Genomic DNA, 15234 nt, shown 5'->3' on the forward strand with positions numbered 1-15234 from the left:
TTGCTTTGGGTCGATAGCTGAGATCGAGCATCGGAAAACATGCAACGGCAACTAAGCGATGATCTCGATCTCGCCTTCGGTAAACCAGCCCTGCTCCACAGCCGCGGCTCGGGCAGCCCCTACCGCCTCAGCATAGTAAACTACCGCCAGGCTATCCTCGGCTCGACTACAGGTCACATAGAAGAGGCGCCGGGTCCGGTCGATGGACGTCTCCTTTCCGGTCGCCTCGTTCTTTAGATCCGTTTCGCTTTTCCCCTTTGCGCCAAACAGCTTGTCATAGGCGAACATAAAGCCACGTGCTTCATCATCGCTTACGATCACCATCACGCGTGGAAACTCCAGCCCCTTAACACCTTGGTGTGTGTCGAAGCTTGAAGCGCCTTGAATGTAGCGATCGTAACGCTCAATTTCGTCTAGCGGAGCTTCCAACGCCTGTCGCCAGCCACTGAGTTCTGTGTTCAATTCCTCCTCGTCATCGCCCGCTGAGTCCTCCTCGGCGGGCGTGTCCGGCACCGCGAATGGCGACAGTACTTCTGGAACTATGAAAAGCCGCTTCTCTGCGATGTAACGCAGTATGCTTCTCGCCGTAGGTGCCGTGTTGCTCGACGTCAATTCAAGTAAGCCATCGCAAGCGGCTTTCGCACCGGCCAACACTGCGGCCTGGTCTTCGTTAGCCTCCTCAAGCGACTTGCGATCTAGGAGTGGCGATGTCTTGCGAACGATCGACGCAACTGCGAACCGGTCAGACCTACGAAGTGCCGCGACGAGTGGTAGGACCTCGCGGGTAAAGAAGCCGATTCCGGCCCCTGTGCCTTGTAGAAGGCTCGTTCTGATTCGCTCGACGGCGTATAGCGGGCTGAAGAATCGTTCGAATCCGAAACGACGAGCGGACATTAGGTGCTCAAGTGCCAGAATCTTTATGGCCTCGGACGAGGACCAGCGTTCGTCGCCCGTGACTTCTTGCATCCGTCGAGCACAAGCCGTTTCCGTCGCCGGCTTGTCCGCCCCCTGCGACGCAATGAAAAGGCGAACGGTGCCCGCTGCGGCATCGCTCCGGGGCGTCTGCTCTTCGCCGTCATCGTCTCTTCGGACGCGATTGATCAGCTCCACAACCCTTGTCGGGCAGCGATGGTTCATGCGCTTGCGCGGCCGAGCCCAAACTTCTGGAATGGCTTCAGCCAAGCGCTCTTTCCCGTCGGCATAGATCCTTTGCATGGTGTCGCCGAAGAGCCCAAGGCAGAACCTTTCTCGGTGATCCGCCTCGACATCAAGCAGCGCATCCATGAGCTGGCGGCTCGTATCCTGACTCTCGTCAATCAATAGCACCGGGAACCTCGTAACGAGGAGGCGGCGCAAGCCGGGCTTTCCCATGAGGAAATCCGCTGTCATGGCGATCACCTCGGCGTGGTTCAGAGAGTCACGCGTCCGGTTATCCCCGGTTGGGCTGTAGATAAAGCGGATGATTGATCCTAGGTTCTCGTATCTACGCCGCTTGCTCTCTATCGAACGGGCGCGATCGACGGCTGCCTTGCTTGTCGCGCGCCCTTTCGCCTGCGCTTCCTCCAACTCCGCAATGTCCTGAAGCAGCCGGGTGGCTACCCATCCTCGGATATCGTTATCGTAACCGGAGACGAGAGACCAAGCGAAAGCGTGGATGGTTGACACCTCGACGCGTGGATCAAACTCCAAGCGCTGCTTGATTTCGTCACATGCCGCATTGGTGTAAGTGATTACGCCGATTTTCTGGCCGCCCAACGACAAGTGTCGGCCTTCTCGTTCACAAATTGCTCGAATGGCCTCTACGAGCGAACGCGTCTTTCCAGACCCCGCGCCTGCGTAAAGGAAGAAGCTGCGCGGTTTTTCGAGATCAAGGCAGCTGATAATCGTCTCATCGGCTGCAGCATCGTATAAATCATCCGCTGTGCTCATCACGTGGCAGGCTCAGGTTGTGATGCGTTCGGCTCGGCAAGTTTGACTTCGGGAAGAATTTCGACTTGCTTCTTCTTCAGCTGCGCCAGTAGCCATTCCAAGCCTTCGGCGATGTAGCGTGGCACACCGAGGCCATCGAACCCATCGGCCTCCAGCACGTCGAGGGCAAACTCGGCTTTCTTGCCATTCTTTAGCGCCTGATACATGCGGTTACCAATCTCGGCGGCGCCACCGCCACTCTCGATCGCCTCCTTGAACTTCCGCACTAGTCCGGTCCCTTCAAATGCCGAGAAGAACTCAATATTCTCGAATGCAAGCGCATCTTCAAAGGTATATGGAAATGCGATATCCGGACCTGCGACCCCGGGAGTCGTCAGTTCCACGGGCACCTGATAAGCGACGCGCACTGCAAAAAGCGGATCGCCATCGGAGAACTGGATCTTCGCCTTATCATCAGCATCGATGAGGGCGTCGACGTCATCCGTCGCCGGGATCCAGGATTTAAGCGTGGCATTGTTAGTCTTCTGGCCCGTTCCCCTTGCGGGCTGAGCCGAAGTTCCTCCCGTCCCCGTCAAGGTGTCCAAGTCCGTGATTACGAGCGTCAAGAGACCTAGGTGCTCAATCAAAGGCCGCAGCTTGTGAGCATGGCTCCCCCCAATCTCAAGCAACGTGATGTAGCACTGGTTAAGCTCATCGTAGTGCGCCCGGATGAAGTTCGGGACAAGCATTCGCTCTGCCGGCCCCTCAACGAGAATGGCGGCATCAGCAAAGAATAGATCGGCGTGTTGCGCGCGCAGGTATCGGGTAACGAACCGCTCCGTCTCGCCATTGGCTCCAAAGACTTCTGACATGTTGATCACGGTTGAAACAGGTACTTTCGCGGCCATTCCAGCCGGCAGTCGACGAAAGTAGCGAAGGCAAGAGAAAGAAGTCTCGTGTGCGACATGACTCGAATGGGTGCTGACGACGAGTTGGGTGCGCAGTTTCGCATTGCTCCCAAGGTCCTCATGGGTGCGCAGCACCGCATAGGCCTTCTTAATGAAGACTTGCTGGACCTGCGCGTGCAGGTGTGCCTCCGGTTCCTCGACTAGCACGAGGTGCAGCGGTTCGATGTGGACAGCCGATGTGGCTTTCGAGGCTTTGCCGACGCGCATCCACGCGTCGCGGAAGCTCATTAGGCGGAAGATCATCGAGATGAGATTCTGATATCCCAAACCGTTGTTAGCTTCGGGTAAGCGCAGGATCGGTGTCATTCCGCCGTCGTCAGCGATTACGTCGACTTCGAAGGTGATTGCGGCGCTGTGATTAAGGCCGTCGATCGCCTTTAAGCGAGTCGACACTCGCGGCCTAGGGTCGGTCACGCCGGGATAGCCCATGCCTTCGACCTCAGTGAATGCGGCCTTGAAGCTCTCGGTGAGGCGCTTGTCGAATGCGTCCTGCGCGGCTTCAATTGCCTGCAGTGCGCCCAGATCCTTGGGGTCGGGTCCTTTCGTTGGGTCAAGATGTTTGGCGTAGTAGCTCTTTAGCTGGTCTGAAAGGCGGCTTCCTGCCATCGCCGCCGGCGTATCTTCGTCCTCCTGCGACGGTTGCTCCTCGCCGAATCCACGCTGCGCCGGGATGTCATGCACGCGAATGAGGCCGGCCAAGACATCGCCTCCGATAGGGAGCGACGTCGGGGGCAGAGTCTGGGGCCTAGCCTGGGACCTGCTCGGCTCCAAGAGCTTGGTCGGATCAAGCGAGTAGGCCTGAACCGTGAAGTAAGTGGACAGGCGCTTACCCAGGAAGTCCACGAGGCTCTCTGGCCAGATCGTCAGCTTGGGTGGCGCAGGCGGCGGATCGACGTCCGGGTGCTCGGCTGCCACGGCGGCAATTGCAGCTGCCCGCATCGACTCGGCATCGCCGAGCGCTCCCATGAAGTCCTTGTATAGAAGGTTCAAGTCCTTCGGTTCATAGCGGAGACGGACACCGAGACTGCCGCCCTCCCAGTCAAGTGTCGGAATTAGGTCGCGCACATGATGCATCTCCCCCGATTCGACGTGAAGCCAAAGATCTAACGTCGGCAGGACTGACACCCACTGGTCAATGACGAGATCAATAACCTCTTTCTTGTCCCGTGCCTCGATCCAGCTCTTCCCAATGTCAATGATCGTGGGCCAGTGGCATAGGGTGAAATCGTGCATCTCGAAGGGACAGCGCCGCGGCGACAGGAAGCGTCGTAGAGCAAGCATCGCGGAGGTCTTGCCGCTATTGTTTGCGCCAACAAACAACGTCGTCGCTGCCGCAAGATCAACCCGGATCGACAGCAGTTTCCTGAAGTTGGAAATCTCAAAGAACTTGATGTGCATCTCACCCACCCCCTAGCATTGGTGCAGTCCTTAACGCGGTCTTGATCGGATGGACCTTCGGGTACGGCCATACGACGGATCCGCAGTGAAGACCCCATATGCGGCTTGATCTTAGAGCGGCCATATCTGGTTAACAAGGCGGCACCAACAACCATATTCGCAGCGCGCAAGGAACATGCGCCAGGGAATATCCGCGTGAGATCGGAAGCTCCCCTTCCCTACGCACGACAAACATCCCTTACCCCGTCACGGCGATGTCCGATTCCAGGTAGAAGCTGGCAACGACCAACACTAGAATCGAGCCGGTCCGCAAGGTGGGTTCGGCTTAAATGGCCTGTTAGGCAGCGGAGCGAGCAACGATGCGCACGGATGTATTTGGTGCTGTTGAGTAGCTGCCGCAGGGCAAGTCTCTGGACTGCTCATCGATCGTCACGTCAATGATCGTAGATGCTGCGGCGCCATGTTTCACGAATGATACTTCTAGGCCGCAAGCACAACTTAGCAGATGTTTGTCTGTCTCGATCTCCCTGCGATAAGAGACAGGCCCGCACCCAACGTGGAAAAACTTTGTGCCGTGAACGGATAGCTCTGATTCAATCTTCGGGTTATGAACTTCAAGTTCGACAAGCATTGAGCCCTCCAGACTGCAAATGCCCCAACGAGTCCACGAGGCGAAGCGGCATAGGCTGAAACTAGTGGCTAGGGGGAACCTCCGATAACACCCGCTGCCATACACCTATGATGTTCTTACTGCGAGCATTGTAGAACCTCGAGACAGGCTCAAAGCCGGACGATCTGAACAAGTGCTCGCTCGCGATGTTTCCAGCGCGGATGGTGCTTTGAAGAATTCGCGCACCATCAGAGATGGCGCGGTCCGTAGCCTCAGTGATCAACGAGCGAGCATGACCCTGCCGGTGATGCTGTTGCGAGACGGTTACATGCAGTAGTTCGAACTGATACCACTGAACCTTCTTGAGCTCGGCGCAAGCAATCACTCTTCCGGAGCTGTCCAAGCGGACCAGATAGTTATCCTGGCAAGCAAGGACGCGATCAGCGCCGTAGTGGACAGTGAGCTGATTCTGCGTGTTGAGCAAATTGGCAATCTGCTCGGCTTGGTTGCGTTCCATCTTCCGCTCTCTTGTGCCTGGCTCAGGTTAAACAGATTGTCCAGGGTGATCTCCGTCTGCTTCTATCAAGAGCCACGGCTGGCGTTTCGTAGCGCCAACCTCAAGTATATGGGCTCGATTTAAACAGCCGCATCTTTCCCTTTGTTCGTTTGGCTGGGTTTGGTGAATGTATCGCAAGCAAGTTGGTGACGAGTTGGCTGGCTAAGAGTGACAAATCTATGCCTCTTAGTTTGGCAAGCATTTCAACAGTGGTCGGAACATCCGTGGGACGCGCGGGCCTGCTCATGAAGCTGACAAATGGCCCGTCCGTCTCCGTGAGGAGGCGCTCCAAAGGTAGCGTCTGTAGTAGTGATCTATTCTTCCCTGCCGAGATCATCTCGGCGTTGATCGAAAAGTAGCAGCCGAGGTCAATTGCTCTGGCAGCTTCAGAAGGCGTACCAGTGAACCAATGTAGAACCGGAACACAGTTTTCGTGAGTGAGATTCTCCTCAAGCTCTTTGATGACCTTTGAGACAGATCTGACGCTGTGAATGCTAAGAATCTTTCCACCCTGCTCATCACAAGCGCGAAGAATCCGGCTAAACACTCGCTTCTGCTCTTGAAAGCTGGCGTAGAAACGAGGGCCCGCGTCAAGGCCCACTTCACCTACATACTTTGTCGATGGTAGGAGCTTCTCAAACAGGGGAAGCTCACCTGAACGCTCGGATACTAGTTGTGGATGAAGACCAAGCCCAGTAAGAACGTAAGAGCTTCCGCTCGCAACTTCGATGTTGCGCGCGAATGCCTTCGGGGTCGTTGTAACCCCTAAAGTAACGATCTTCTCCGCATTACATTCGCGCACGAGACGCTGATGGTCCTGATATAGGTCCAGGTGGCAATGGAAGTCGACCCATCTTGGCGAACCGAAGGCGTTCATCAGCTTGAAGGCCTTGCCTCAACATTTTTTAGCAGTTTGGCGACTTCCTCGAGACCGTTTCGATAGACGGCTTCGTACTCCGCCCAGTCGTTTGGAAAGTCTATCAGGGGGCCTGGCTTATGTATGTCAAACCTTGCTCTTCCTGGATGCCGGCGAAGGCGTGAGATGGCGAGTTGGAAGGAACGCACGTGCTCTCCTTCTGCGCTCTTGCTGTCAAGCACGCCAGCCTCAAGGTTCACAAGTTGGTAGTCGGTATCGTCCTCACCATGTCCATGCATGATGGCGGCACGTCGAATCAGGCACGGTACGCAGTAGCCGCAGTTTTTAGGCTGTCGGCGTTCCTCATCCTGAGAGAACCTCGCCTTATTTGGTGATGAGCAGGAGATGGTCTCGCCGACATGATCCCTAAGGAAATCCGGGTCCTCGCATTCCGCCACCATCTCGCCCTTTGTCATATGACGATACGTGTTATGCAAGCGGCCTCCTAGCCCAAGCGCGGCCAAGATGTCGTTGAAGCGAGCCATGTAATAGGGATGAGTGGTTCGTGTGCTGAGCGAGCCTAGGCGTAGCGGGTCTAGTGGAACATTGAGAGATATGAGTCCGTTCTCTGGAACATGGATGTTCACTGATCCCCCGATGGCATCTGCGGCAAGTGCTGCTAAGGCGAAGAAGAGGAACGAGCGCCCCCTTAGCGTGTTCTCTCCCCACGATCCATCAACCGTCCCGGCGGCGAATCCTACCCTTGCTCGTACTGAGAAGAAGTCAACGTCGGTGTAACGCTCATGAAGGGCGGTCAGGCATGTGTCCTGGTACTTGCTAGTGATCCCATCCCAATAGTGACTAACTAGGAGCACTCGCTCATTCTTCGCCAACAGGTCAATTGCGCCAATAAAACTGTCCAGGCCACCTGAGAAGAGGCATACCGATGTCGGCTTGTCGGCCAAAGTCGGAGTGATGGGGTCCAAGAGCCCTGATGTCGACGCTGTCCTTCCCCTGAAAGCCAGGGTCCAGCGGTCCCCTGTTAGGAAATTTAGAGTTCCTTCGAGGAGCGGAACCAAGCCTGTCCAAACATCCGGCTCGCGTACGGGTAGGCAGAGCTCAAGTTCGCGTGTCCATCCATCTTGGCCATCCACGCCGCGCTCCACCCTGGTATCTGCGGCAGTGACCGCCGCTGCCAGAATGGTCATATCCAATGCGCGCTCGGTAGGCTGCAACCCCAGCTCTTCCAACTTGCTTAGGACGTCGCCGAGTTGGTGGTCCAGTTCGGCTAAGCCTTCAAACCTAATCTCAGTGGCGTGGGCGCCGGTGAGCCTATGCGATATGGGATCGGCATCATCCAAGCCAATGCGAAAAACGATCGACTGTCTGCTCATTGCAGATCCCCCGCAGTTGAAGACACGAGTTCGAATGAGGCTTCGTAGATAGTCTCGACGATCGCGGAAACCTCTTGGTCATTCTTCTGAGAAATCCCGTCGAAGTGCTCGCTTAGGTGGCCATGGACGCAGCCCGCAACGAAGTCGTGCAGCTGGTCCATAACACCCTCAACCTCCACCACGCTCTCTGGCGCATCGACGATGTGCTTTCCGATATCCGCAATCACCCGGCCTTCGATAGTGCGAATGACAAAGTCCATAAAAAACTCTGATAGTTGTTGAGCGGTCATTTCCTCGAACGTGCCGGTTTCTATCTCTGCCAGGTGGGCGACCGCATCCAGGAGTGCTTGGCGAGCAATCGCCTCGTCCACCCGACCGCCTGGCGGACACATGCCCTCAAGCAGCACGATGAAGACCTCAGCCGCCGGCCGTCCTGCCAAGTGTGTGAGGTTGAGCTTCTGCAGAACCTCTGCTGCACCAACGCGATCTATGTCGCGGATAACCTGCAGCAGCCGCTTTCCTACGCTGCGGGATGCACCCATACGTTTGGCAGCTTTGCCGGCGGATCCAGCACCGTTCCTCACGTACTGCGACACAGATCGTCTCAGGGTTTCTGAATCGCCACTGCGAACGAAGCGGGTGAAGTTTCCCTTCGCGCCGCTAAGCCCGCCAGCTGACGAAGTGTCCGGTGCAGATGGGGGGATAGGAGGCTGTGGTGCGGGGCCGCTACCATCACTCCCGCCAGCGGCTCCGCCCGGTGTTGCGGCAGGCGCGGAGCCCGCTCCTGGAGCGGTGTCGTCTATCCAGCTGGGAACTAGCCCCGATGGGGCGCCACCGTATCCTTTCGATGTACCCATGGCCTACTTCGCTCCGACTTTTTTAATGAGGTTGGTTGCCTTCTGTAGAGCCTTGTTCTCTGTCTGGGACTCCCAGGCTTTAAAAACTTCCTGGTATTGCAGCAAAGCATGTGCATCGGTGAACGCGGTCCCGAATGCGGCTGGTGGCCAAGCCCCCAGTTTTGCTATTGGCAGATCTCGCACGAAATCGACCAAACGCCCCTCCAACTCGGGTCGCACTTTGACCAACTCCAGCAGGCCCCTCACACCCTTTGGTTCTAGTTTGAAGGTGTCCTCTTCCAGGATTCTCAGCCTCACGGAGTCGAAGAGTTCCTCGGCAAATGACGCGGTCATCGACTGCGTAGTTTGAGCGGCCGCTTTTGCTTTCCAAGACCCGAACATCAGTTCTTCGGTAAACTGAGCGAGCTGTGTCGATGCTCCTGTACCGCCGAGGAGCATTCGTTTGTCCCTGGATACGAAGACATAGGGGCGAAGATCGACGTCTCCCAAGGACGGCGCAAGCCCCGCCCACGTCTTGATCCAATCGATCTTGGTCCAGTCCTCAATGTTGTCTGGGATCGTGCCCTTGCCAGGAGATGATTTTAGGAGGGCGCCCGGTTTGGGTTGCTCTGTAAGTTCCGATGGCTTACTTGAAACAAACGCCTCCAGCTTCTTGACTCGTACCGATCGCCCATCGCTGGCGCCACTAGCCTCGCGTGCTATCTCTTCGAAGAAGTCGGATTTGAAGCGCTCTGCCAGCATGAGTTTGGCAAGGATCGGAACAGATATATCCGCGCCGAATCCTCTAGCTTCGCCGATCTCCTTCCTGAGTAGCATGGAGTTCAAGAAGCGTTTGATCTGCCGGGGATTGCCTTTCGTGCCTTCAGCGAGCATCGCCGTGAGTTGGCCTGCGAGGACAAGTGCCTGATCCGCCTCGGGAGGTATCGTGCCACCCATCGCTGTTGCCATGGCCTTTGCCGTCACGCCCTCGCTCAGCCAAGGGCGGCGCATGTCCTCGCGAGCAGCTTCGAGAAGGCTTTTGAAGCCAGCGTTGCTGGAGCCGTACTGGGCCTCGACTAGAAGAAGCGTGATGTACGTACGTGTCTCGGCGACACCAAGTGTAGGTATGCGAAAAGGAACCTGTATGAGCTTCTCAAGATAGTTTCGCGCATAGCTGACCGGGCCCATGGATGGGGGCAGATCGGGAAAGTGATCGCGGACGGCGTACTCGATCATCATCTCGTCGGCCCCAATGACGAAAGCCGTCCGCTCAACGAACAGAAACAATCGAATGGCTTCCAACGTCCCAATTGCCGTCGGCGGGAGACAACGATCTAAGTCATCCACCATTACAACCAGTTGCTTGATCTCCGCGGCATCCAGCAGCTCAACGAACTCTTTCCGGAAAGCATGGATGTGAGCTGGGACGCTGTCCTCCTCCGCGTCCTTGAAAAGGCTGGTCGCCTCGTCTGCAAAGCCCTCGATGTCCTGCCTGGTGAGTTCTTGCGCATTCTTTCCAAGCGCAGATCTCGCAGCACCGATGATGTCGCCAATTTGGCCGAAGGTTGGAAGCCCGGTAGCTATCGTGAATGCGAGGCCGCCGGCCTTCTTCGCTGCCTTCAGCCAATCCACCCTTTTGAGCAGCTTCTTAACGGCATCCTGCACCTTCTTGGATCCGGGTCGAGCTCGCTTCAGTTCTTCGATGATCGTCTCAAGCACGACCGTCTTGGCGTCTTCGAACCCCTCAAATGCCCAGCCGTTGAACCAGATGCAGAGCACTCCGTCTTGCTCTCCGAGCGCTGCCTGCGTCATCTTTAAGACGCTCGACTTTCCTGCTCCCCAATCGCCATGCACCCCAATAGTCACCGGGATTCCGGGCGACTCTTCGATCAACTTGACTACCGTTTTGGCGATGGCTTCGTACTGCAACATATCTGTCGCAGTCTCTTGGTCACTAATGAACACGCTCACCCTCCTTAGTTGTGCGCTAGTAGCTCAGGAAGTCCAGTGCAACAGGCGCATAAGTGCCCTGCCGGTGCACTCTTGCAGGTTGAAAGTTGTGAACGGAGGGACGCTCTGGCTTGGCGCGAGAGCCGGTCAATGGTGTTGGAAGGAGTTGCTCCGCCAATCTGACGCTATCGACGACAAGCGTGGATGCGACGCGCGTTTGGTTGCCACCCGAGCGGCGACAGACCGAATGCGTCTTGGCATTCGCCGATAAAAACTGAGCGTCGAGCTTCGGCTCGATGCAATCCATGGCCCCACCCCCGTGTGCCTTGCTTTTATGCTGCGCCGCCGGCGGGGGTGAGTTCAAGACCTCGACAGCATGTACTGGCGAACGCTACATACTAGTAAACGCATGTACGTTCTCGCGCTACTTCCGCTTTGCGTTACGTACCGCCGCGGTTGCGGCGGTAGGCTTCGGCTTTCGCACTACCCTGGCCTTCGGCTGCGAGGCGCGCACCGCCTGCAACGTGTTTGCCCGTGCCTCGGCGGCCGCCGTCGCAACACTGGCCACGCGGAGACGCTCCTGCAGGTCGGCCTGGGCGATGGTCATCCGCTCAATCGCCTTGTCTCGCTGGACAATAATCGCAGCGTGGCGTGCGGCTTCTTGACGGGCGCGATCCACCTCCTGAAGCCATCGGTCCTCGGCGGCGCGATGCGCTTGCTCGCGCTCGGTGCGTGCCGCGTTGGCGGCCGCGGTCGCATCTTGGGCGGCCGCCTGTGCAGCCAAGAGCTGCCCCAACAGGCCTTCCCGCTCGGTGTCCACCTGTGCATGCTGGCGCTGAAGTTCATCCAGATGCCGGCCCAGCGCTAGCAAATGGGCCTCCAAATCCTTCACTCCTCGCTGCGCGAGATCGCGCGCGTGGATCAACTCTGTGCGCTCCGCGGCCCAGGCGAGACGCTCACTGGCAATCTGCGCCTCGCTCCTGGTCAGGGTATCGGTGCGTGCCTGCAGCGCGGCGTGGGCATCGCCCAAGGCTTGCGAGGCAACGGTGTGCGCGTGGGTGACCGCCACCTCCCACCACTGCTGCGCTAGGGCGGCGACATCGGCAGGTGGATTCCCGGCAGCCAGTCCCGACGCCCCCGCCCGCAGGCGTTCGTCCAAGCGCTGCCACCATGTTTCGAGCCAGCGCGTCACCGTGTTCGGCGAGCCGGTGCCGAGATGGGCGCGGATGCGTTCGATGGTTGGGCGCTCGCCTTGCGCCACCAGTGCATCAGCGGCCTGGTGGACGTCGGTTTCGGAAATGCCGGTGGGCATGAGAGGTCTCCTACATCTGGCGAGTGGCGGTCTTGGCTGCTACCTTCGATAATTGAAAGTTATCGCTCGTGTCAGCCCTCTTCGCATCGCTGCCAGCCACCAGCGGGCGCCATTACCTGGGACCAGCCATTGGGGATCTTTTGAAAGGCTTGGCCGCCAATGCACGCGAAGCCGGTGGCTTTCGCGTCGGCACTGCCTAGTGACGGTAGGTTGATGACGCTGTCGGAAGGAGCAGGTCTACCTGCTCGGCGCGCACTGTCAGACAACAAGCGACGTTCCCATCGCTCGCACATGAGGCGGACACCCTGGTGCGGGTGGAATTTCACCTCAGGCCGTGAACAATTCAGTGGCGTCGTGTCCTGTGAGGCCGGGTTGTGTGCGACCCGGGGCTGATAGTGAACCCGGGGCTCTCCAGTACCGCGAGCTGTCTTCACCTGAGCCAGTGCCGTCGGTGCACAGGCAATCGCGACGGCAAGAACGATCCATTTCATTGCGCACTCCTCCCCTGCCCCGCGATCAAGCGTAGCGCCAAATCACGCACGAAGGGACAAGGCAGATCCCGCACAGGTCGCAGTCGGGTGCGCACGCGCTCTGCATCACGTGACGCCATCACCGAATCCCCGACGCCTCACGCGTCGCGTCAATTCTTCGACACCAGTTCCTCGATCAGCTTGCAGACCGTTGCCCGCTTCCTTGCCGGAAGACTGCGGACGGCTTCCAGTACGCGTACTTCGATGTCGTCGATGGCGTACTCGACCGCGACTGCGGGAACGTCGTGCTGCGGACACTGCGCGGAATCGCCGCGACCGGTCGCCAGCCATTCGAACGGCACCCGGGTCGCCACGGCGACCGTGGCGAGGTGTTCGACGCTGGGGTGCGTGCCCCCTTCCCTTTCCCACTGCGCAACCGCGCTGCGGTTGACGCCCACCTCCTTTGCCAACTGGCTCTGGGAGAGGCTGGCGAGCACGCGGGCGCGGCGTATGCGTACGGCGATGGTGGGCATTCGGCGTCCTTCCGTCCCTTGAAGTGAGCGCTTCTGAACAAGAAGCGAATCTAACGGCTGCTCGTCCGCTATCCCTAACGCGCGCGCCAGGCATTGGCGTTGAGCGTTGTGTTCACGGACGTACTTAGCGCTGCTAACCGACTTCGCTGCAGCGCGGTATTGCAGCCCCCTGTCGAATCACATTAGTTACGTCGGCAGCGACAGGCAATCCCTCAACCGTGTAACTGGATTTACGCGCACCCGTGACGACTGTGAAGACCGCGTAAAAGAAGCCGCACATCGACTACTCAGGGGTAGGTGGATGCTCAGGCAGACAAGGCCAATCGAAAAACTCCGCGCATGGATGCTGGCCGGCATGGCGTTGCTGGCATTGGCCTGGGGACATTCCGCAACGGCGCAGACCGGTTGCAGCACCGGTGCCTGCATGTCCGCAGGTCCTCGCCTGGTATCCGTCGACAGCACGCAGGGCCCTCTCCTCAATACGCTGTTCCAGGCGCTGCTGCCCGGCACGACCGTCAACCTGAGCGTGCTGGACTGGAACGCGCTCGCGGGTTCCAGCATCAATCTCAATGCGCTGGTCACGCGGCTCGGCGTCAACCTCGGCATCAGCGATACCTCGCAGGTGCTCAACACCGACATCACGCTGGCGCAACTGCGGCTGGCCATGGTGCAGGTGCTGCAGGCCGACGGTCAGACCGCCGCCGCCAACGCGCTCAACCTGCTGCCGCTGAGCGTCGGTTCGCTGACGGGCTCGATCCGGCTTTCGCAACTCCTGCGCATCGATCTTCCCACCGGCGCGCTCGCCGCTGTGCGGCTGCACCTGCTCGACCTGGTCACCGGTTCGGTGCAGCTCTACAACTTCCGCAACGTCCTCACCACGCCGACGCCGATCACGCTGAACACCTCCGCGCTCGGCCTGACCGGCGTGGCGAACGTGCAGCTCTGGCTGCAGGTGGTGGAACCACCGGTCTACGCCTGCGGCCCGCAGGGCACCTCATTCCACACCGGCGCGATCCGACTGAAGTTCAATCTCGACCTCGTGCAGGGGCTCAACCTGCAGGCCGTGATCAACGCGCTCAACGCCGCGGGTCTCGGCCTGGTCAACCTGTCGCTGACCGCCGATGTGCTGAAGCTTCAGCTGTACGCCGACGTCGCGCGGGCGGAAGGCACGATCACCGCCGTCGACTACGTCGCGGGCGCGGTCAGTTTCCAGGCGCGTCCCGGTCTGGTGAACCTGTATGCCGGCAGCGTCTCCGACAGCCTGTTCTTCAACCGCTCGCACGTGCTGACCCCGGCCGACGTCACGCCGCTGACGATCAACAACCTGGACCTGCGCTTCAACGTCAATCTGCTCGGCATCGGCTTGGTGGCCGTGCGCGTGCCGCTGCAGCTGACCGCACGCGCGGCGGCGACCGGCTCGCCTGCCCTGCAGAACTTCAGCGTCAACGGCCCCTTCCCGCAGACGCGCACCGCCAGCAGCGGCACCGTCAGTGCCGGCAGCCTGGTCACCAGCCTGCTCAGCACACTGGACCTGCACGTGGTGAACGGATCGCCCGAAGTGACGCTGCTCGGCTTGCCCATCCTTCCCCCGGGATTGCTCACGCCGATCCTCCACTCGGTCCTCACGGTGGTGGAAACCACCCTGCGCGGTGTGTCCAACGCGGTCCTGCAGCCGGTGTTCAACCTGCTGCTGCGCGACCTGACCGACAACCTGCTGGGCCTGCTCGGCATCCGTATCGGCAATGCGGTGTTCACCGTCGAAGGCGTCGCACGCTCGTGCGCGGCGACACTCACGCTGACCAAGGTGCTGCAGCCCGCGGCCGACCCCGGCCGCTTCACCCTTGCCATTACGCAAGGCGCGACACCGGTGGCGAGTGCGAACAACGTCGGCAACGGGGGTGCCACCGCACCTGCGGTCACCACGCCGGGACTCAGCTACACGTTGGCCGAAACCGCCGGCACCGGGACGCAGCTCGACCGCTACACCACCACCTGGGCCTGCCTGGACCAGGACGGCACGGCGGTCAGCTCGGGTACCGGCACCAGCTTCACGCTGAGCGCGCCCGCCACCAGTGCCACGGCGGTGGCGATCACGTGTGCCGTCACCAATACGCGCGCCCTGCGCTCGGATGTCTCGGTCGCCAAGACCGACAGCCAGGCGAGCTACACGCCGGGAGGAACCAGCACCTACGTCATCACCGTATCCAATGCCGGCCCCGATGCGGCCAGCGGCGTGGCCGTCAGCGATGCGCTGCCGGCCGGCATGCGGCTTTCAGGCCCATGGAGCTGCGCGGCGACCGGCAGCGGGAGCTGTCCCGCCAGCGGCGGCGCCGCCGGCGATGCCGCCGTGAACCTGAGCGTCAACGTCGATGCGGCGGGCACCGCCACGATCACGGTCCCCGTCGTCTACAGCGCCGATCCCGCGGCGTACTGATCCGGAACG

Annotated in this window: 10 protein-coding genes; 1 reads left to right on the top strand and 9 read right to left on the bottom strand. The window is 59.4% G+C overall.

The window, feature by feature from the left end; translation table 11 throughout:
* Positions 1–51: 51 nt before the first annotated feature.
* From IB230_RS01760 to IB230_RS01800, 9 genes are all read right to left on the bottom strand, one after another.
* On the bottom strand, positions 52–1929 hold the full coding sequence (locus IB230_RS01760; protein ID WP_192268139.1) for a UvrD-helicase domain-containing protein: 1878 nt from the start codon (positions 1927–1929) through the stop codon (positions 52–54).
* On the bottom strand, positions 1929–4274 hold the full coding sequence (locus IB230_RS01765; protein WP_192268141.1) for an AAA family ATPase: 2346 nt from the start codon (positions 4272–4274) through the stop codon (positions 1929–1931). The genes IB230_RS01760 and IB230_RS01765 overlap by 1 nt, the downstream gene beginning before the upstream one ends.
* Positions 4275–4966: 692 nt before the next feature.
* Entirely contained in the window at positions 4967–5401 is a 435-nt protein-coding gene (locus IB230_RS01770) for a GNAT family N-acetyltransferase (protein WP_192268143.1), read from the bottom strand.
* A gap of 100 nt (positions 5402–5501) precedes the next feature.
* Entirely contained in the window at positions 5502–6317 is an 816-nt protein-coding gene (gene qatD, locus IB230_RS01775; protein ID WP_192268145.1) for a Qat anti-phage system TatD family nuclease QatD, read from the bottom strand.
* Entirely contained in the window at positions 6317–7690 is a 1374-nt protein-coding gene (gene qatC, locus IB230_RS01780; protein WP_192268147.1) for a Qat anti-phage system QueC-like protein QatC, read from the bottom strand. Before qatC ends, qatD begins: the two co-directional genes overlap by 1 nt.
* Positions 7687–8286 (bottom strand): Qat anti-phage system associated protein QatB, encoded by a 600-nt coding sequence (qatB, locus tag IB230_RS19900; protein WP_343227239.1) that lies wholly within the window; start codon positions 8284–8286, stop codon positions 7687–7689. The genes qatC and qatB overlap by 4 nt, the downstream gene beginning before the upstream one ends.
* A gap of 264 nt (positions 8287–8550) precedes the next feature.
* A complete protein-coding gene (gene qatA / locus IB230_RS01790) occupies positions 8551–10491 on the bottom strand; it encodes a Qat anti-phage system ATPase QatA (protein ID WP_192268149.1) in 1941 nt (646 codons plus the stop codon).
* A 409-nt stretch (positions 10492–10900) separates the two neighbouring features.
* Positions 10901–11788, bottom strand: coding sequence for a DNA-binding protein (locus tag IB230_RS01795; RefSeq protein ID WP_192268151.1), 888 nt, complete (start codon positions 11786–11788; stop codon positions 10901–10903).
* A gap of 640 nt (positions 11789–12428) precedes the next feature.
* A complete protein-coding gene (locus IB230_RS01800) occupies positions 12429–12791 on the bottom strand; it encodes a helix-turn-helix domain-containing protein (RefSeq protein WP_192268153.1) in 363 nt (120 codons plus the stop codon).
* 424 nt (positions 12792–13215) lie between these two features.
* On the opposite strand from IB230_RS01800, the gene IB230_RS01805 reads away from it, so the two are divergent.
* On the top strand, positions 13216–15225 hold the full coding sequence (locus IB230_RS01805; protein WP_192268155.1) for a DUF11 domain-containing protein: 2010 nt from the start codon (positions 13216–13218) through the stop codon (positions 15223–15225).
* Positions 15226–15234: the final 9 nt, after the last annotated feature.

Origin of the sequence: Pseudoxanthomonas sp. PXM01, from assembly GCF_014851815.1 — a bacterium.
Lineage (GTDB): Bacteria > Pseudomonadota > Gammaproteobacteria > Xanthomonadales > Xanthomonadaceae > Pseudoxanthomonas_A.